This window comes from Streptomyces sp. NPDC057617, assembly GCF_042800555.1.
Taxonomy (GTDB): domain Bacteria; phylum Actinomycetota; class Actinomycetes; order Streptomycetales; family Streptomycetaceae; genus Streptomyces.
Genome location: NZ_JBHVGV010000020.1, coordinates 43757 through 61650, shown reverse-complemented (window position 1 = coordinate 61650; position 17894 = coordinate 43757). Strand labels below are relative to the sequence as shown.

Here is a 17894-nt window from a genome sequence, read left to right as displayed (position 1 = left end):
GATGGGAAATCCCGCTGCGCTTGCGGGAACCGTCAACAGATGCTGTCACAAGCCGAACGACGCAGCCGCTCCCGCTAGCTCGGAGAACGGCCTGTGCTGTGCCAGAAAGGGCGCTTCGTGGCCGATTCCGGCAACCCCAATGAGAAGACTCCGTCCACCGCCACTGGTGAGAACGGCGAGGTCACCGCCTCGTACGACGCCAGTGCCATCACCGTTCTCGAAGGCCTTGACGCGGTTCGCAAGCGGCCCGGCATGTACATCGGCTCGACGGGTGAGCGTGGACTGCATCACTTGGTGTACGAGGTCGTCGACAACTCCGTCGACGAGGCCCTGGCGGGGCACGCGGACACCATCGACGTCACCATCCTCGCCGACGGCGGGGTGCGGGTGATCGACAACGGGCGCGGTATCCCGGTGGGCATCGTCCCGTCCGAGAACAAGCCGGCCGTCGAGGTCGTGCTCACGGTGCTGCACGCGGGCGGCAAGTTCGGCGGTGGTGGCTATGCCGTCTCCGGCGGTCTGCACGGCGTGGGTGTCTCGGTCGTCAACGCGCTGTCGTCGAAGGTCGCGGTCGAGGTCAGGACCGACGGTTACCGCTGGACGCAGGACTACAAGCTCGGTGTGCCGACGGCTCCGCTGCTCCGCAACGAGGAGACGGGCGACTCCGGTACGTCCGTGACGTTCTGGGCCGACCCGGACATCTTTGAGACCACCGAGTACTCCTTCGAGACGCTGTCACGCCGTTTTCAGGAGATGGCCTTCCTCAACAAGGGGCTCACCCTGACCCTGACGGACGAGCGCGAGTCGGCCAAGGCCGTCGCGGGCGCCGATGTCGCGGGCGCGGATGTCACGGAGGGCCCGGAGGCGGAGTCCGCGCGTACGGTCAAGTACTACTACGAGGGCGGCATCGTCGACTTCGTGAAGTACCTGAACTCGCGCAAGGGCGAGCTGATCCACCCCACGGTCATCGACGTGGAGGCCGAGGACAAGGAGCGGCTGCTCTCGGTCGAGATCGCGATGCAGTGGAACGCGCAGTACAGCGAGGGTGTCTACTCGTTCGCGAACACGATCCACACGCATGAGGGCGGTACGCACGAAGAGGGGTTCCGGGCCGCGCTGACCGGTCTGGTCAACCGGTACGCGCGCGAGAAGAAGCTGCTGCGCGAGAAGGACGACAACCTCACCGGTGAGGACATCCGCGAGGGTCTGACGGCGATCATCTCGGTGAAGCTGGGCGAGCCCCAGTTCGAGGGCCAGACGAAGACCAAGCTCGGCAACACCGAGGCGAAGACCTTTGTCCAGAAGGTCGTCCACGAGCACCTCACGGACTGGTTCGACCGCAATCCGAACGAGGCCGCGGACATCATCCGCAAGTCGATCCAGGCCGCCACGGCCCGGGTCGCGGCCCGCAAGGCGCGGGACCTCACCCGCCGCAAGGGCCTGCTGGAGAGCGCGTCGCTGCCCGGCAAGCTGAGTGACTGCCAGTCGAACGACCCGTCGAAGTGCGAGATCTTCATCGTCGAGGGCGACTCCGCCGGCGGCTCGGCCAAGTCAGGCCGCAACCCGATGTACCAGGCGATCCTGCCGATCCGCGGCAAGATCCTGAACGTCGAGAAGGCGCGGATCGACAAGATCCTCCAGAACACCGAGGTCCAGGCGCTGATCTCGGCGTTCGGCACCGGTGTGCACGAGGACTTCGACATCGACAAGCTCCGCTATCACAAGATCATCCTGATGGCGGACGCCGATGTCGACGGCCAGCACATCAACACGCTGCTGCTGACCTTCCTGTTCCGCTTCATGCGGCCGCTGGTCGAGGCCGGGCACGTCTATCTGTCGCGCCCGCCGCTCTACAAGATCAAGTGGGGCCGGGACGACTTCGAGTACGCCTACTCCGACCGCGAGCGCGACGCCCTGGTCGAGCTGGGCAAGCAGAACGGCAAGCGCATCCGCGAGGACTCGATCCAGCGCTTCAAGGGCCTGGGCGAGATGAACGCCGAGGAGCTGCGCGTCACCACCATGGACATCGACCACCGGGTGCTCGGCCAGGTCACCCTGGACGACGCGGCCCAGGCCGACGACCTGTTCTCGGTGCTGATGGGCGAGGACGTCGAGGCACGGCGCTCCTTCATCCAGCGCAACGCCAAGGACGTCCGCTTCCTCGACATCTGAGTCGGTCACCGCTGACGGATCCCAGCCGACGGATCCGCGATCTCAGCCGACGGATTCGAAAAGGCCGAAAGGAACACTGACCAGCAATGGCCGACGAGAACACCCCTGACAACACTGGCAACCCCGCCGCCCCCGGCACGCCCGCCGTGCCCGACGCCTCGGCCCCGGAGACCGCCACCGCGGCGGAGGGCCTGGCACTGCGCGTGGAGCCGGTCGGGCTCGAGACCGAGATGCAGCGCTCGTATCTCGACTACGCGATGTCCGTCATCGTGTCGCGCGCGCTGCCGGACGTACGGGACGGTCTCAAGCCCGTCCACCGGCGGGTGCTGTACGCGATGTACGACGGCGGGTACCGGCCCGAGAAGGGCTTCTACAAGTGCGCCCGTGTCGTCGGTGACGTCATGGGTACGTACCACCCGCACGGCGACTCCTCGATCTACGACGCCCTGGTCCGGCTGGCGCAGCCGTGGTCGATGCGGATGCCGCTGGTGGACTCCAACGGCAACTTCGGCTCTCCGGGCAATGACCCGGCCGCGGCCATGCGGTACACCGAGTGCCGGATGATGCCGCAGTCGATGGAGATGCTCCGCGACATCGACGAGGAGACCGTCGACTTCACGGACAACTACGACGGCCGCAACCAGGAGCCGACGGTCCTGCCGTCCCGGTTCCCGAATCTGCTGATCAACGGCTCGGCCGGGATCGCCGTCGGCATGGCCACGAACATCCCGCCGCACAATCTGCGGGAGGTCGCGGCCGGCGCGCAGTGGGCGCTGGAGCACCCGGAGGCCACGCACGAGGAGCTGCTGGACGCGCTCATCGAGCGGATCAAGGGCCCGGACTTCCCGACCGGCGCCCTGGTGGTGGGCCGCAAGGGCATCGAGGACGCGTACCGTACGGGCCGCGGCTCGATCACCATGCGCGCGGTGGTCGAGGTCGAGGAGATCCAGAACCGGCAGTGCCTGGTCGTCACGGAGCTTCCGTACCAGACCAACCCGGACAACCTCGCTCAGAAGATCGCCGATCTGGTCAAGGACGGAAAGATCGGCGGCATCGCGGACGTCCGCGACGAGACGTCCTCCCGTACCGGACAGCGGCTGGTCGTCGTCCTGAAGCGGGACGCGGTCGCCAAGGTCGTACTGAACAACCTGTACAAGCACACCGATCTGCAGACCAACTTCGGCGCGAACATGCTGGCGCTGGTCGACGGCGTACCGCGCACGCTCTCGCTGGACGCGTTCATCCGCCACTGGGTCACGCACCAGATCGAGGTCATCGTCCGCAGGACCCGGTTCCGGCTGCGCAAGGCCGAGGAGCGGGCGCACATCCTGCGCGGTCTGCTCAAGGCGCTCGACGCGATCGACGAGGTCATCGCGCTGATCCGGCGCAGCGACACGGTCGAGACCGCGCGTACGGGCCTGATGGGCCTGCTCACGATCGACGAGATCCAGGCGAACGCGATCCTGGAGATGCAGCTCCGCAGGCTGGCCGCCCTGGAGCGGCAGAAGATCGTCGCCGAGCACGACGAGCTCCAGCAGAAGATCAACGAGTACAACGCGATCCTGGCCTCGCCGGAGAAGCAGCGCCAGATCGTCAGCGAGGAACTGGCCGTCATCGTCGACAAGTTCGGCGACGACCGGCGCTCCAAGCTGGTGCCCTTCGACGGTGACATGTCCATCGAGGACCTGATCGCCGAGGAGGACATCGTCGTCACCATCACGCGTGGCGGCTATGTGAAGCGTACGAAGACGGACGACTACCGCTCGCAGAAGCGCGGCGGCAAGGGCGTACGGGGCACAAAGCTCAAGGAAGACGACATCGTCGACCACTTCTTCGTCTCGACGACCCATCACTGGCTGCTGTTCTTCACCAACAAGGGCCGGGTCTACCGGGCGAAGGCGTACGAACTGCCGGACGCCGGCCGGGACGCCCGGGGTCAGCATGTGGCCAATCTTCTCGCCTTCCAGCCGGACGAGCGGATCGCCGAGATCCTGGCGATCCGCGACTACGACGCCGTGCCGTACCTGGTCCTGGCGACCAAGGCGGGCCTGGTGAAGAAGACCCCGCTCAAGGACTACGACTCGCCGCGGTCCGGCGGAGTCATCGCGATCAACCTCCGGGAGAGCGAGGCGGGCGCGGACGACGAGCTGATCGGCGCCGAGCTGGTGTCGGCGGACGACGATCTGCTGCTCATCAGCAGGAAGGCGCAGTCGATCCGCTTCACCGCCACGGACGACGCCCTGCGTCCGATGGGGCGAGCCACATCGGGTGTCAAGGGGATGAGTTTCCGCGAGGGCGACGAACTGCTGTCGATGAATGTCGTCAGGCCCGGTACGTTCGTGTTCACCGCCACGGATGGCGGGTACGCGAAGCGAACCGCGGTGGACGAGTATCGCGTCCAAGGTCGTGGTGGTCTCGGAATCAAGGCCGCCAAGATTGTGGAGGACCGTGGATCTCTTGTCGGCGCGCTGGTGGTCGAGGAAACGGATGAGATCCTTGCCATCACCCTCGGCGGCGGTGTGATTCGCACGCGAGTCAACGAAGTCAGGGAGACGGGCCGTGACACCATGGGCGTCCAACTGATCAATTTGGGCAAGCGCGATGCCGTCGTGGGTATCGCGCGCAACGCCGAGGCGGGCCGCGAGGCGGAAGAGGTCGACGGGACAGATGACCCGGGGGCCGATGAGGCGGGCGCGGCCGAGGTCGTCGCCGGGGGCAATCCGTCCTCGGCCGGGGAGCACGAGGAGTAAAGCGTGAGTGGAGCCACGGGCGCCGGATCGGCCGCTTCCGGAGCGAACGGTGCCCGTGGCCCTGCCACGGACTCCCAGGGGGTAACGGTGACCGATACCCGGGGGCACAAGCCCCCGTACGAAACCTATGGCGCTGAGCAGCCGCAGCCGGCCGCGCAGCCGTATCACCCGCCGCAGGCGTATCCCGCGCCGGGCGGGGGGACCCAGGCGGGACAGCCCGGGCCCCAGCAGGGCATGGCCGGTCCGGGTGCCGGTCCCGGTGGTCCCGGTGGTCCCGGAGTCATGACCGGGACCGCGGCCGCGGCCACGGCGGTACGCAGGCCGAGGACCGGCGCACGGACGACTCCGCGGACCCGCAAGGCACGGCTGCGGGTGGCGAAGGCCGATCCGTGGTCGGTGATGAAGGTCAGCTTCCTGCTCTCCATCGCGCTGGGCGTCTGCACGGTCGTGGCGGCCGCGGTGCTGTGGATGGTCATGGACGCGATGGGCGTCTTCTCGACGGTCGGCGGGACGATCAGCGAGGCCACGGGCTCCAACGAGAGCAATGGTTTCGATCTGCAGTCGTTCCTGTCGCTGCCGAGGGTGCTTGTCTTCACCTCGGTCATCGCGGTGATCGATGTGGTTCTGGCGACCGCCCTGGCGACGCTCGGAGCCTTCATCTACAACCTGTCGGCGGGCTTCGTGGGCGGTGTCGAGCTGACGCTCGCCGAGGACGAGTGAGCAGCGGGTATCGATTTTGGGGCTGGCCCTGAAGTGCGCTAATCTTCAGGGGCAGCGCGGGGCTATAGCTCAGTTGGTTAGAGCGCATCCCTGATAAGGATGAGGCCACAGGTTCAAATCCTGTTAGCCCCACCGCGACCGCGTAGCAGGTCAGAGGCCCTGTAGACGGAATCCGTCTACAGGGCCATCTACATTTCCAGGGCCTGCTACCCCGCTACTGCCCCGTAACTTGCTTTGTAACTTCCTGCTCCCGTTGGCCTATCGCTCTTGGCGTCACCGCGGTCTACCCTTTCGCGCAAAGCCCCCCTGCCGAAAACAGCGGCAGGGGGGCCTCACATTGCCGACTGGGGCCTCCCGAACCCAGTCGGCCGTCTATCAGCCCCAGCCGACATCGCCCTGGGTGAGGGCGGTCGCGGGGGTGTTGGCCTCAGTGGAGCCCCAGCCCACATCGCCCTGGGTGGAGGCGGTGGCCGGGGCGGTGGTCGACGCGGAGCCCCACCCGACGTCTGTAGTGACGGTCTCGGGGGCGTGGTCATCGGCCGACGCGGTGGCGGCAGGGACGATGACCGCAGCGAGTGCGAGCAGAGATGCGACCGCGAGGCGGCGGACCGTTCTGGACATGGCGGCGATCCTTTCGGCCGAGGGCATTTCGAACGCACATCCGGCGAGTGACTGAAAGTCAGCGTGCCATGTGTGATGGGTGATATCCAAGAGGTTCGCCCGTGCGGGAAGCTGTACGGGCAGAATCCTGTACGGCAAATGGGGGCTCACGTGGGCGAGTTGGACACAGGACTACCGCTGTCAGAAGACGACCTCGACACCTACCGCTTGATCGCATCGGGGGGCGACCCCGGAGACCGACCGGTAGACCGCCTGCTCAGCATCGGACTCATCTCCCGCGACCCCTACCAGCCGCATGAGTGGATCCCCCACGACCCGCGCGGAGTCGCTGAACGCCTCCTGGCCGACCGCCAGCGGGACCTCACCCAAGCCGTAGAACAGATGGCGTTCATCCCCGACCTGGCAGGCCTGCATGTCCACTTCGATCCACACAGGTGGTACGGCGGGCCAGGCAGCGAATTCCTTGGATCTCCGGCCGAGATGAACGCCCGGATCGGCGAGGTGATGGGCTCCGCGAGCCAGGAGGTATGCGCTGCACAGCCCGGCGCCCCCGGGGAGAGAGACCCAGCCATAGTGCGGCTGGGCGTAGACCGGACCGTAGCCGCGTTGCGGCGCGGGGTCGAGATCATGACCCTGTACGCCGCTCTCGCCGCCAGCGACGAGCAGACCCGCACGTCCGTGGCGGAGATCTCCGCAGCCGGCGGCCAGACACGCGTCAATGCGCTGCCGTTTCAGCGGATGGTCATCGTCGACCGGACGCATCTCTTCGTTGACAACTTCGTCGTGGCCGATGCCGAAAGCAACAGCGGCTGGCACGTCTTCGACCGGGCTTCGGTCGCCTCGGCCCGGGAGACCTACCGGCTGGTATGGGAGCGCAGCACCCGATGGGAGGACCTCCGCCGGACGACCAGCGGCCTGACGGCCCGCCAGGAGGCCATCCTCCGGGAATTGGAGACGGGGCAGTCGCAACCGCAGGTCGGGGTATCCCTCGGTCTAGCCGAGCGGACCGTGGCCAAGGAGCTGGCAGCGATGAAGACGACGCTCGGGATGAAGTCTGTTGCGCAGATCATGGCGTGGTGGGGGCGGCAGCAGCGCGACTAGTCGGCCGGTGGCGCGAGTGCGGCGTCCACCTCCGCAGGTGTCGCCGGCCGGACCGCGTCCGCCGGCGCGGTCCACTTCTGGCCGCCAGTCAGTGGCTGGAGAACGGCCCCCTGGCAATCCACTCTGAGGCGTCGGCCGACAGCGCCCGTACGGGTGTCGACGACGATGGGCTGGCTGATGCGGCTACGCCAGTCGAGTGGATCGGGGGCGGGCATGGGGGCCTCCGGACGGAGTCGTGGCGACCATCAGCTGATCGGGCGCGGCCTCTGCTGTACGCCTGTCCAGGCACAGTAGAGATCACCAATTGCACTGTTAACAGTGCATACAAAAGATCTTGATCCCGCCAGCGTGAGCATGTGCCCGCTCCGCCGAATCCCGCCCGCCTCGAACGGCGTCGGGCCATTGGCGAGCAGATCCGGGCAGCCCGCATCTACGCCAACCTCAGCCAGCTCGCTGTGGCTGATCGGGCCGGGATCACGCTCGACAACTACGGGCGGATCGAGCGTGGCCAGTCATCCCCCACGCTCGACACGCTGCTGAGCGTCGCGGACGCGATCGGCCGGCCGCTGAGTGACCTCGTGCGGGAGGGGCCCCGGCCGGGTGCTGGGGAAGCGGACCGGCCGGGGCGGTAGGGATCAAGCTGCGGCAGCGCGGCGCGCGTGCACGCTTCCCTCGGGCAGCAGGAGCTTGGCCTGCTCCATGAGAGCGGCGTCGTCCAGGGAGAACCGGCCGACGTGCAATTTGGCGTGACCGTACTTGGAGGCGGCGGTCGGCTCTGTGGTGGCGTCGATCTCCAGTGACCAGGCGGCCTCGGGGATGTCGAGGCTGCCGGGCTTGGGGACCAGCCGGGCTGACCAGCCGGTGCAGAGAGCCCAGTCCGTGTGGTCCCCGCGGTTCGGCGAGTTCATGTGGCGAGCCGCGACGTCCAGGATGTACACGTCCGGAACGGACGGCACCGGGATGTATCCGATGGCGGCCTCGATGCCGAAGCGCCCGGTCGTCGTGTAGGCAACGAGACCCCATACGTCCGGCCACGTGTGGAGCAGGGGGAAGATGGTGACCCGGCTGGTGCCGGTAATCGTGCGTGCCAAAGTGCTCTCCTCGTCGTGGGCGGCCCCGCCAGTCTTCCAGGGCGGGGCCGCCTTTCGCGCTACTCCTCAGACGGCAGGACTAGTTGTCGCCGCAGCCCTGGTTGGGGTTGCCCTCCTGGCCGTCGGAACCGTCGCCGGTCTCGCCGCCGCTGTTCTCCTCGTCGCCCTGGACTACCGCCCAACGCTGGGTTCCTTGCATGCCGTTCCCTTTCTCTCGATCGGGTGGTGCATGGAGTGGTGCCCGGCGCGGCGCCGACCTTCCTGTACCGGCGCCGTGCCGGTCTTGCAGACCTGCCCCTGGTCAGGGCTCCGGCCGCTGGCCGGGGCAGGCGTTCATGGGTTTCGTACCGTCCTACGAGGGATGCGGGCAGCCAGCGCCGAGCTGACCGCCGAAGATCTTGGCCCGCCCTTCCGTCCGCTTCAGGTGCGCGGCGTGTTCCGCTTTCAGGTCCACGATGGTGAACTCCTGGAGTTCCATGATGAGTTGGCCCGCGAGTACCCAGGGGAGCCGTCGGCTCTCGAAGGCCACGCCGCCCGCGTCGTACGCCACCGGGACCAGCCCGCCCGGCCGGTACAGCGCTCCGTGCACCCCCGCCACCACGAACGTCCGCACCCGCAGGGCGACATACCGTTTGCGTAAGTGCGGACACGCCCCCACCGAAGTGACCGCGCACGGCACACACAGCGGCGGGTGCGTGGTGACGAAACCCGGCTTGTGCAGCTCCGGATAGTCCGCGTCCTCACCCACGACCCACAAAGTGCCGTCGTCGGTACGGTCCGACGGCCCGCCGCAGATCTGGCACAGCAGCTTCCGCATGGCCCGCCGCTGCCGCAGGAAGTGCACATTCCCGAACTCCGGCCGCCCCTTACCAGGGCTGATGCCGACCCGCTTCCACAGCACACCCAGGTCGTCACGCTCGTACGGCCCCTCATCGACGTACGCGATGCCACCGCCCCGGACGACCAACGCGCCCTGAGGCCGGTGCTCCGAAGACCAGCACGCGATGTACGGGACGATGTCCGGCCGCCGTACCGCACCCAGCGGAGGCCGCTCACCCTCACCCGCCGCCGACAGGTCAGCCACGCCCCAGCTCCCCATCTGCCGAGGACCCGGTGGCCCCCGAGTCCGCCCTCAGGGATCGGGCGTCCCAACTGGCAGACGCCTGGGTGGTAATGGTCATGCCGCTTCCTGTTCTCGGATAGGTGGCGACCCGTCCCGGCCGGGGGTTCCATGGCCGGATGCATCCGGCCGAGACGGGGGTCAATGGGGGTGGTGCAGGCCGGGACCGACGTACGGCCGGACGGGGTCCAGCAGCGCGGCGGCACGCTGGGCCATGAGCGCCTGCGTGCAGGCGCCGCAGGCGTACAGCGGCACCTCGATATCGGAGTGGCCCGGCCCGGAAGGGCCGGTCATCACGCCGACGCACACTGTTTGGAGCCCGCGGCGGGGGCAGCGGAAGCAGTCGCCCATCACGGGCTGGGCGTCTGCGGAGAGGTGCAGCCGGACGGTCACTGCCGCGACTCCCGCTCGGCACCGCGCAGGTGGTCGCCCGCCCGGCACGGCCGGTGGGCGGTGCAGGCAGGGCAGTTGGTCGCGTGTTCCAGGAGCGCCTGGTAGGCGAGCCGGTGCTCTCCGACACGGAGGAGGTCGGCGACGTCAGCCGGGCTACAGAGCTGGCCGACCGTGTCTACAGGAACGGCCCAGTAGATGCGCGACTGGGTCGGGTGGATCAGGTCGGTACGGGGCATGGCGAGCCAGGCGCCCCGGCCCCGGACCACCGCGTGCGGTGACCGCCATGTCTCGGTCGTGCGTGGTGGGACGAGGGCGTAGATCCAGGCGTCCGGGTCCCTGATCACCGGGCCGTCGAGGATCTCCGACAATGCGCCGGCCACGACCTCCGGGTCCCAGCTGCCCACCGCGGCGTGCACCAACTCCTGGGGCATACGGACGGCGTCGAACGCGGTGCCGGTCGGGACCATGGCGTACCGTCCGGTGCGCCAAGTCCGGAAGGCGCCCTCGGGCTCCTTGCTGCCGGTCACCAGCCACTCGGCGATGGCGGTGTCCGGTACTTCGGAGCGGGCGGGGCGGTACGTCGGTCGAGCCGCGGTCATCGCGGCGTCGTGGTCTGACATGGTCGGCTCCATGTGACGGCGTGTAATGCAGTCATCACATGGTGGCTAAGCAGCAAGCCTCTGGTGTCCACAAACTGTGAACACCAGAGGCCTTGACGGCATGTCAGCTAATTGCTAGACGCCGCACCACAGCGAGAACTCCCGCAACGCATCCGGGATGCGGGCCCGTGCCCGGCGGAGAGCAGCAGCCGTCTCGTGCACCTGCGGATGGTGCCGCGTCTGCTGAGGCGCCGCTTCCTTGGCCTTCAACAGCGAGGCGAACGCCTTGTCATGCTGCGCCGTCCACACCTGGGCCCGCGCAAGGTCGATGTAGTAATGCCCAGCGCGCCCAGGCGGGTAGCCCTCGGGCAGGTGCACGGCCTCGGCAAGTTCCAGCGCGATACCGTGCTCGTCACGGTCCGCAGCGGCGGCGACCGCGTGCTGAGCTACGTTCGTCGGGCCGAACGTCAGCTCGTACGAGGTAGTCTCGCCCGTCTGCCGCGCCATACCCCGGGCTTCTTCCAGCCAGGCGTCTGACCCCTCCGCGTCACCCTGGCGGGAGGCCAGAATCGACCCCTTCAGATACAGGGCCCCGCGGACTGCCTGAGTGCCCACATCTCCGTCGTCGTCCAGGTCCCGGAGCGCCTGGTGCAGGAGCCTGAGCCCAATTTCCAGGCCGGGCTTACCCCCCTCGAACGATGTCTGTGCGCGCATCCACCGCTCGATCGCGACCTGGCGCGGGTCGCCCGACTGGGCGGCGGCTGTGCCCATGCGGGACAGAGCCAGGCGCGCGAGGTGCATCTCGCCGATCCGGTACGCCACGCGCCATACGCCGCGCGCGGCCTCGGCCTGGCACCAGTGCAGCCGCTCGCGGTCGCGGCCAGGCCGGTCGTGGATGTGGACAGCGTGCGCCAGTTCCTCCAGGAGCGAGGGCAGCACGGCCGAAAGCTGGCCGAGCTCAGCGCGCTCCCGCATGGCCCGTGTGTCCATGGTGGCCTGGTACAGCTCGTCCAGAGACCGGGGAGCCGGCCCCTCGTCGGCAGGAGGAACGTCCCAGTTGTCGAGCGCGCTGCCCATAGGCTCCAGCATTTGGTCGATCTGGTCCTGCTGGAGCTGCTCGCGGTAGGGCTGCCCGCGGAGGACCGAAACGCCCACGCCCAGGGCTCGGGCGACCGCGCCCACGATGGCTTCGCTGGCGTTCCGGTCTCCCTTCTCGATCATCGCGAGCATGCCGTGCGAGACGTGCGAGCGCTGGCCGAGCTGGCGGAGGGAGTAGCCGCGGATCTGGCGCAGTTCGGCGATCCGCGCCCCGATTCCGCCGGTGTCGATGTCAGTTGGGTATGGCATGCTGAACTCCGTTCTGCGGTGACACTCAGAACGGTACGCCCGGTCGGCTCCGGGCGCTCTCGCCTCGGCCTCCAAGTGAGGCCGAGGCGCATCTCGTTGACACTCCGGGCATGACGAAAGCGCCCCCTGCCCGGCCCGAAGGCCAGACAGGGGGCGCGGCGCGTTCGGATCAGCGGTAGAGGGCGATCAGACCGACCGCCGTACCAGCCACACCTGCAAGGACACCGATCGTGGGCATGGGCCAGCGGGCGCGCTCCAGCGCGGCCACGCGTGTCTCCAGCTCTCCTACGTCCTTCTCAACCTGGCCGGTTCGCTGGAGCGTGGTGTCGAGCCTGCCGTTGAGGGTGGCGAACCCTTCGGCGACGGTGCCGCGGAGCCGCTCCAGTTCGACCGCGACCTGGGTCGACTCCTGCGGGGTCACCGCAGTATGCCCGTACGCGGACTGTGGCGGGCCTGGTATCCGGCGAGCCACACGAGCGCGGTCGGCACGAGCGGCAGGGTGACGGCCTGAACCCACGCGGGCAGCGGACCGAGCAGCGAGCTGTCAGCCGACACGGCGTTGAGGACGGCGATCGCGATGCCGACCAGGAAGCTGGCCGCACTCGCGGCCTTGACCTTGGTCTCTACGGGAGCGGACATGATGTATCCCTTCATCGGTGCTGGTCAGAACGGGTGCCTTAGCTCTGGGCGTGAAATTTTCACGTCCAGAGCTAAGGGTCAGGAGTTGGGGACGCGGAGCTTGTCCCAGCTCGCGCGGCCAGGGATGCCGTCGGCGGCGGATCCGGAGTAGCCGACCTTGCGCTGCCAGGCGGCGTACGACGTCCGGTCGGCCTCGGACCATGCCGGTCCTGGCCCGACTTCGTACCGGCCGCAGCCCTCCGCGACCAGCCGTTTGCCCATCGCCGTGATGATCGCGCTGCGTCGGCCGACCGCGAAGAACGCGGCCCCGGGGAACGGCTCGTAGGCCTGGGGCTTCGGCGTGGTGGGCTTGGGCGCCTGGGGCTTCGGGGCAGCGAGCCGCTCGCCGATCCGGGCGCGCATCGAGTCCATGGTGAAGCCACGCGGGTCGATCTTGCCGGGCTGCCACTCCTTGTGCCCTATCACCGAGCGGTGGGTCCAGCCGTGCGCACGGCAGATCGCGGCCGCGGCCTTCTCGATCGCCTCCAACTGGACGGCAGGCCACGGGTCCTGGCCGTCGCCGAGGTTCTCGCACTCGAAGCCGTAGAAGTGGCGGTTGCCGTCGGTGTCGGCCTCAGTGTCCGCGGGCAGCGCGCGCTCGGAAATCACGGCCTGGAGGACGTCGTCGTCCCCGAGCCCGGCGTGATTGGTCCGGCCGTACCCGACCAGATAGACCGTGCCGTCCTTGGCGATGACGCCGTGGCACAGCGGGCCGGGCAGCGCGGCGTGCCCGTGCTGGCACAGGCGGACGGTGGCCTCGGTGCCGCGCGTGACGGTGTGATGGATCATCACCCCGTGCACCGGTCCCCACGGCCCCTTGTGATTGCGGTTGTGGGTGCGCCAGTTGCCGACCTCGACCACCGTGAGGCCCTCGCCCGTGAGGGCCTGGAGCAGCTTCTCAGCGGTGAGCGGTGTGGCCATGTTCCTGCCTCGGCTTCCAGTTGGGGCCGCGCAGGGCAGCGGGGATCTCGGCTGGCTCCGGCAGCGCGGGTGGGAGCGGGAGCGGCGTGCCGTCCAGGGACTGGACCGGCAGGTGGTAGGCCTCCACGGGGGTGAGCCCGGGGTGGTCGTAGGGGTAAGCCCAGTAGGCCGGATCGATATCGGCGGACATCAGCCGTGCTCCGGGTGACGCGCGACGGCGGCGTTGGCGTTCATGACTGCCTCGTCGATGTGTGTGATCGCGCGGCTCAACTCGGGCGAGGAAGGGCACTGCTCGGCGAGCAGCTCGGCGAACGCACGGCCGGCGGCGCGGATCTGCTCGTACCGCTCCGGCTGGCCGGGCTGCGGCGGCTGGTAGGTGAAGCGGGTCTGGATGTTCAGGTCGTAGGCCATGAAGCCCTCCGCAGGGGAATGAAGGAAGCCCCGGCCAGGAGAGGCGCGGGGCGTACGGGGTGGAGCCGCTTCTTACGCGGGCTCGACGAGCAGCCAGGCGACGACGGATGTGTCGGTGTTGCTGCTGGACGTGATGGTGAAGGACGTGCCGGGGGTGCGGCTGACGGACAGATGTCCCAGCGTTCCGCCTGCGGCCTGCCGGAACGGCACGATGCGCGTGTTGGCGGTGACCCCCGTGTTGGCGACGGTGACTGTGCCGGCCGCGAGGGTGGCCGCGCCCATGCGGGCGTTCGCTCCTTCGGCGATCGCGAGCCCCCCGCCGGCGGAACCCAGGCGCAGGGCCTTGGCCTGTCCGTCCCAGACGGTCCACTGCCCGTCTGACTGGCCCGATGCCGCGGCCAGGTAGCCGCCCACGGTGAAGTTCCCGCCGGCCCCGGACGGTACGGCGAACGCGTCGACCGGTGCCGCGGTGGTGCCCGTACGTTCGCCGATGTTCATACCTCGGCGCAGGACCGCGTTCCCGCCGCCGTCGCTCCAGCCCGCATCGTTCGCGTGCAGGAATCCGGAGGTGACGCTGACGTACTCGCAGTCGCTGAACCGTGCGCCGAACTGGGGGCTGTTGGCCATGCTGCCGTTGTCGTCGGTGCCCGGGTAGCAGGTGACCGCCTCGACGAGGATGGGCACGGTGGCGCCGTCGCAGGCGAGGCCGGCGAAGTTCCCCCCGCCCGCGCCGCCGTTGCGGCCGTCGCGCCTGGTGTGCAGGTTGGAGATCTGGATCGGCGGGTTGCCCGTTGCGTCCACCAACAGCCCGTTGAAGCCGTTGCGGTCGGTCGAGCAGTCACCCACGAGCATCCCGCCGGAGCCGGTGCCGGTCGCCCAGTCGCCCGTCAGGTGGATGCCGTGGTTCCCGTTCCACTCCGCGCGGCACCCGATCATCTGGGAGTTCGCGGCGTTGTTGATCTCGAAGCCGGTTGCGAAGTTCCCGATGGCCTGGCAGTCGATGAGGCTGATGTCCGTCATAACCTGCACGCTCAGCCCGTGGCCAGCGTTGTTGTCGAGCATCACCCGGTGGCAGCGCCAGCTATAGGGGAAGAACCCGCCGTTCTCGCCGGTGTAGATGCCGTTGCCGGTGACCTGCCGGATTGTTAGGTCTCTCAGTACGACGTTCTGAATGTTGCCCTTGGCCTGGAGCCCGTCGGCTGTGACCTCCAGGTCCTGGCCGTCGATCATCACGGACAGAATCCGGTGTTCAGCGCTGATGGTGCTGTAGCCGCCGAGCAGCTCGTCGAGCAGCATGATGACCGCCTCACCGACGAAGCTCGGCAGCGGCTTGATGTAGCAGGGCGGATCGGTCAGGTTCGGGACCGTCATCAGGTTGCTGTGCGTGCCCATGAGGGTGACCGCAGGCGGGATGGTCAGGGGCGCGCTGGTGCGGTAGGCGCCGGCGGGGAGGTAGACGATGCCGCCCATTTGGCAGGCGGCGAGTGCGGCCTGGATCGCCGCGGTGTCGTCGGTCGTGTTGTCGCCCTGCGCGCCGTAGTCGCGCACGTTGAGCCAGTCGCGCACGCTGCCGGCGGCGGCCTCGTCGGTGCCGGTGCTGTGTGCCTGCATCCATGCGCGGCTCGCGCCGCCAGCGTCCGCCCACATCCCAACGACGCCATCGGGGCCGAAGAACCGGGGCAGCGCCCCGTACTCGGTAGCGGTGACGGAGGTGATGGGGGTGCTGCCGGCGTCAAGCAGGTCGACGTACTGGGTACCGCCGGTGGGCGAGTCCCAGAAAGTCACCACGGCGCCAACGGCCACGGTCCATAGACCGTCGGCCGGGGTGACGACGAAGTCGGCGACGCCTGCGCCGTATTCGTGCCGCATCAGTCCACCACCCAACTGATTCCGGAGCTGGCCAGGACGTTTTCGCCGGTGCTGATGGCGGGGTGCTGGGTGAGCCAGACCTGTCCGGGAGTGTCAGCAACCCTGCTGTAGACCGTGAGGCGTCCGATCTGGGCGCCGGTGACGTAGCAGATCACGTACTGGTCCCGCGTGGGATGCCGGTAGGCGGCCGGGATGAGAACCGGCAGACGGGACGGGGTGGTGTTGGAGAGGGTTCCCGCTGTCCGCGTGAACGATCCAAGACGCAGGTTGACCACGCCGTTCCGTTCCTCCAGTACGGACGTGGTGCCGATGCTCCAGCCCGTCAGCGGCGAGTCCACCACTACGGTGCCGGAGGACGATACGACGCCCTGCCAGGTGCTGCCCGTCCACAGCCGCACGCGCCCGGTGTCGGTCTCGAACAGCAACTCGCCGCGCTCCGGCTCCGGGTTGCGGGCGGTGGACAGGCCGGGGCGGATGCGTGCCCCGACGTACAGTTCCCCGCGGGCGACGGTGACCGACCCGGCCCCGGACAGGATCGTGACCAGGGCGAGGGGGATCTCGTAGACGCCTGTGGAGCCTGTGTTCTGGGTGAGTGCGGGGGCGCCGCTGCCGGGGGTGCCCTGCTTCACCACGGCCCGTACGGTCCAGTCGTCCCGGTCCAGGCGCAGCACCACACGGTCGGTACGTGTCTGGCCCGAAGTGTTCGCGGTGACAGCCAGGTTGACGGCGGTGGTGCCGGAGTACCAGCTATGGCCCCTGAGGCTGGCGCGCGCGCCGGAGCGGACGGTCACGGCCAGGCCGACCCCCGCGGCCACGACCTGTGTACCTGCCGGGGAGCCATAGATCCCGTCGCCGCTGAAACGCGCGGCAAGCTGCTCGTATTCGGCGTCGGTCACCTCCCGGCTGTTGTGCTCGGGGGATGGCCAAGAGTCCTGGGCCACTGCTGCTACCTCGCTTCGATTCTGCCGAGCCGTCGGCCCAGCTCGCGTACCACCCGCACGATCTGCGGATCCGTCGTCGCCTCAGGGGAGCCGATCAGCGATGTGACGTGCTCGCCCACGCCCGGGGTGGCCTGAAGGTGCATCGACCGCACCAGATCGGCTACCTCAACGCCGGTCGGCAGAGCCACGGTGACTCGGTCACCCAGGCGGAAGTCGTGGCCGGCCTTCAGGTCCTCGGTGTCCACCGTCACGGTGGCCAGCTCCACAGGAGCCGCGCCCTCAGCCAGGGCCTGCCGTCCCTCCTGCGTCAGCTCGCCCGTAGCGTCGCTGTCGGCGGTGCCGTCGACGAGCTGCTCCACCCGCCACCATGCTTCTGCGGCGCCCGCGTCGGCGACCTCCACGTAGGCGCGCGGGACGGCTTGGTCCGAGCCGGTCACCAGGGCGTGTGTCACGGTCGGCGCGGACTGCCGGTATGTGACGGCCCGCAGGTTGCCGAGCCCCGCTGAGAAGCGGGCTGTCGCGGTCAGGTCGGCGGGTTCGTAGACCTCGAACAGGATTTGGCTGCTCGTCTGGCGGGTGCGGAACCCCAGCCCGCCCCCGTCGATCGCCACCCGCCGACATGTGGCGAGCAGACCCTCAAGGCGGGTGTTCACGCTGGTCGTTGTACCGACCGCGGCCGCCGGTCCGAGCGCGAAGTTGGGGATCCGCCGCGCGGCGAGCGCGCCCGGACCGCAGTTCTCGTTCACGAGCGTACGAATGATCGTCTCGCCGCTGGCGGATGTGATCTGCCGGGCTGTGTCCGGCTGCGCTGACCAGGACGACGCTGGCGCGGGCCACGTCAGGTACCCTGCCGGCCGCGCCAAGTCGTCGCTGAAGTTGACGGTCACCTTCCCCGGTGGGGCTTCCCCCTCGCCACCGATCCCCCAGGAGAAATCCTGCGGGATCTCCATCGGCCCGGCCATCCAGATCTGCTTGTCGCGGATCACGACGAGCCTGTTCCCGGGCTGGAGCTGGGCCATGACGTGCGGGTGAGCGACCAACTCGACGCTGCCGGTGCCCGGCTCGTTGAACCGCACTGTCGCGTCGAGGGCCAGCCAGTCGGCCAGCGGGTCGCCCTGGACCCTCAGCGCCGGGTCTGTGACGAGCAGTTGGATAGCCAC

19 protein-coding genes and 1 tRNA gene are annotated in these 17894 nt (G+C 68.7%); 6 read left to right on the top strand and 14 right to left on the bottom strand.

The genetic code is table 11. The features are described from left to right. The first annotated feature begins 93 nt into the window (after positions 1-93). From gyrB to ACFU9P_RS33270, 4 genes are all read left to right on the top strand, one after another. The gene (gyrB, locus tag ACFU9P_RS33285) at positions 94-2172 is read left to right on the top strand and encodes a DNA topoisomerase (ATP-hydrolyzing) subunit B (RefSeq protein WP_376383113.1); all 2079 of its coding nucleotides are present in this window, start codon (positions 94-96) and stop codon (positions 2170-2172) included. An 86-nt stretch (positions 2173-2258) separates the two neighbouring features. Further along, the gene (gene gyrA / locus ACFU9P_RS33280; RefSeq protein ID WP_384088247.1) at positions 2259-4922 is read left to right on the top strand and encodes a DNA gyrase subunit A; all 2664 of its coding nucleotides are present in this window, start codon (positions 2259-2261) and stop codon (positions 4920-4922) included. A gap of 87 nt (positions 4923-5009) precedes the next feature. After that, positions 5010-5642, top strand: a complete 633-nt coding sequence (locus ACFU9P_RS33275; RefSeq protein ID WP_384088244.1) for a DUF3566 domain-containing protein — start codon at positions 5010-5012, stop codon at positions 5640-5642. Between the two features lie 58 nt (positions 5643-5700). Next, positions 5701-5774: transfer RNA gene (locus ACFU9P_RS33270), tRNA-Ile, on the top strand. Between the two features lie 243 nt (positions 5775-6017). Here ACFU9P_RS33270 and ACFU9P_RS33265 read toward each other — a convergent pair. After that, positions 6018-6263, bottom strand: a complete 246-nt coding sequence (locus tag ACFU9P_RS33265; protein ID WP_384088241.1) for a hypothetical protein — start codon at positions 6261-6263, stop codon at positions 6018-6020. 150 nt (positions 6264-6413) lie between these two features. On the opposite strand from ACFU9P_RS33265, the gene ACFU9P_RS33260 reads away from it, so the two are divergent. Together ACFU9P_RS33260 and ACFU9P_RS33255 are read left to right on the top strand one after the other, a co-directional pair. Continuing rightward, complete coding sequence (locus ACFU9P_RS33260) at positions 6414-7364, top strand: LuxR C-terminal-related transcriptional regulator (RefSeq protein ID WP_384088238.1); 951 nt, start codon at positions 6414-6416, stop codon at positions 7362-7364. A 356-nt stretch (positions 7365-7720) separates the two neighbouring features. After that, complete coding sequence (locus ACFU9P_RS33255; RefSeq protein ID WP_384088235.1) at positions 7721-7996, top strand: helix-turn-helix domain-containing protein; 276 nt, start codon at positions 7721-7723, stop codon at positions 7994-7996. A 3-nt stretch (positions 7997-7999) separates the two neighbouring features. On the opposite strand, the gene ACFU9P_RS33250 is transcribed toward ACFU9P_RS33255, so the two are convergent. From ACFU9P_RS33250 to ACFU9P_RS33190, 13 genes are all read right to left on the bottom strand, one after another. Further along, positions 8000-8455 (bottom strand): hypothetical protein, encoded by a 456-nt coding sequence (locus ACFU9P_RS33250; RefSeq protein ID WP_384088232.1) that lies wholly within the window; start codon positions 8453-8455, stop codon positions 8000-8002. 352 nt (positions 8456-8807) lie between these two features. Further along, on the bottom strand, positions 8808-9539 hold the full coding sequence (locus ACFU9P_RS33245; RefSeq protein ID WP_384088229.1) for a hypothetical protein: 732 nt from the start codon (positions 9537-9539) through the stop codon (positions 8808-8810). A 177-nt stretch (positions 9540-9716) separates the two neighbouring features. Further along, the gene (locus ACFU9P_RS33240; RefSeq protein ID WP_384088227.1) at positions 9717-9869 is read right to left on the bottom strand and encodes a hypothetical protein; all 153 of its coding nucleotides are present in this window, start codon (positions 9867-9869) and stop codon (positions 9717-9719) included. A gap of 95 nt (positions 9870-9964) precedes the next feature. Then, entirely contained in the window at positions 9965-10588 is a 624-nt protein-coding gene (locus tag ACFU9P_RS33235; protein ID WP_384088224.1) for a hypothetical protein, read from the bottom strand. Positions 10589-10702: 114 nt separating this feature from the next. Then, entirely contained in the window at positions 10703-11914 is a 1212-nt protein-coding gene (locus tag ACFU9P_RS33230) for a helix-turn-helix domain-containing protein (protein WP_384088222.1), read from the bottom strand. 169 nt (positions 11915-12083) lie between these two features. After that, positions 12084-12335, bottom strand: a complete 252-nt coding sequence (locus ACFU9P_RS33225; RefSeq protein ID WP_384088219.1) for a hypothetical protein — start codon at positions 12333-12335, stop codon at positions 12084-12086. Next, positions 12332-12553 (bottom strand): holin, encoded by a 222-nt coding sequence (locus ACFU9P_RS33220; protein ID WP_384088217.1) that lies wholly within the window; start codon positions 12551-12553, stop codon positions 12332-12334. Before ACFU9P_RS33220 ends, ACFU9P_RS33225 begins: the two co-directional genes overlap by 4 nt. Before the next feature lie 78 nt (positions 12554-12631). Further along, complete coding sequence (locus ACFU9P_RS33215; protein ID WP_384088213.1) at positions 12632-13513, bottom strand: peptidoglycan-binding protein; 882 nt, start codon at positions 13511-13513, stop codon at positions 12632-12634. Continuing rightward, the gene (locus ACFU9P_RS33210) at positions 13491-13703 is read right to left on the bottom strand and encodes a hypothetical protein (RefSeq protein WP_384088210.1); all 213 of its coding nucleotides are present in this window, start codon (positions 13701-13703) and stop codon (positions 13491-13493) included. Before ACFU9P_RS33210 ends, ACFU9P_RS33215 begins: the two co-directional genes overlap by 23 nt. After that, positions 13703-13924 carry a hypothetical protein gene (locus tag ACFU9P_RS33205; RefSeq protein WP_384088208.1) on the bottom strand — a complete coding sequence of 74 codons (222 nt, stop codon included), beginning with the start codon at positions 13922-13924 and terminating at the stop codon, positions 13703-13705. Before ACFU9P_RS33205 ends, ACFU9P_RS33210 begins: the two co-directional genes overlap by 1 nt. Before the next feature lie 72 nt (positions 13925-13996). Further along, a complete protein-coding gene (locus tag ACFU9P_RS33200; RefSeq protein WP_384088205.1) occupies positions 13997-15793 on the bottom strand; it encodes a glycosyl hydrolase family 28-related protein in 1797 nt (598 codons plus the stop codon). After that, positions 15793-16689 (bottom strand): hypothetical protein, encoded by an 897-nt coding sequence (locus tag ACFU9P_RS33195; RefSeq protein ID WP_384088203.1) that lies wholly within the window; start codon positions 16687-16689, stop codon positions 15793-15795. The genes ACFU9P_RS33200 and ACFU9P_RS33195 overlap by 1 nt, the downstream gene beginning before the upstream one ends. Positions 16690-16739: 50 nt before the next feature. Continuing rightward, entirely contained in the window at positions 16740-17894 is a 1155-nt protein-coding gene (locus tag ACFU9P_RS33190) for a siphovirus ReqiPepy6 Gp37-like family protein (protein WP_384088200.1), read from the bottom strand.

What these genes read in the sequence shown, in the direction of transcription:
- gyrA (WP_384088247.1), top strand. Translation starts at nt 2,259, where the DNA reads ATGGCCGACGAGAACACCCCTGACAACACTGGCAACCCCGCCGCCCCC.
- ACFU9P_RS33265 (WP_384088241.1), bottom strand. Translation starts at nt 6,263, where the DNA reads ATGTCCAGAACGGTCCGCCGCCTCGCGGTCGCATCTCTGCTCGCACTC.
- ACFU9P_RS33240 (WP_384088227.1), bottom strand. Translation starts at nt 9,869, where the DNA reads ATGACCGGCCCTTCCGGGCCGGGCCACTCCGATATCGAGGTGCCGCTG.
- ACFU9P_RS33235 (WP_384088224.1), bottom strand. Translation starts at nt 10,588, where the DNA reads ATGTCAGACCACGACGCCGCGATGACCGCGGCTCGACCGACGTACCGC.
- ACFU9P_RS33230 (WP_384088222.1), bottom strand. Translation starts at nt 11,914, where the DNA reads ATGCCATACCCAACTGACATCGACACCGGCGGAATCGGGGCGCGGATC.
- ACFU9P_RS33220 (WP_384088217.1), bottom strand. Translation starts at nt 12,553, where the DNA reads ATGTCCGCTCCCGTAGAGACCAAGGTCAAGGCCGCGAGTGCGGCCAGC.
- ACFU9P_RS33215 (WP_384088213.1), bottom strand. Translation starts at nt 13,513, where the DNA reads ATGGCCACACCGCTCACCGCTGAGAAGCTGCTCCAGGCCCTCACGGGC.
- ACFU9P_RS33210 (WP_384088210.1), bottom strand. Translation starts at nt 13,703, where the DNA reads ATGTCCGCCGATATCGATCCGGCCTACTGGGCTTACCCCTACGACCAC.
- ACFU9P_RS33205 (WP_384088208.1), bottom strand. Translation starts at nt 13,924, where the DNA reads ATGGCCTACGACCTGAACATCCAGACCCGCTTCACCTACCAGCCGCCG.
- ACFU9P_RS33200 (WP_384088205.1), bottom strand. Translation starts at nt 15,793, where the DNA reads ATGCGGCACGAATACGGCGCAGGCGTCGCCGACTTCGTCGTCACCCCG.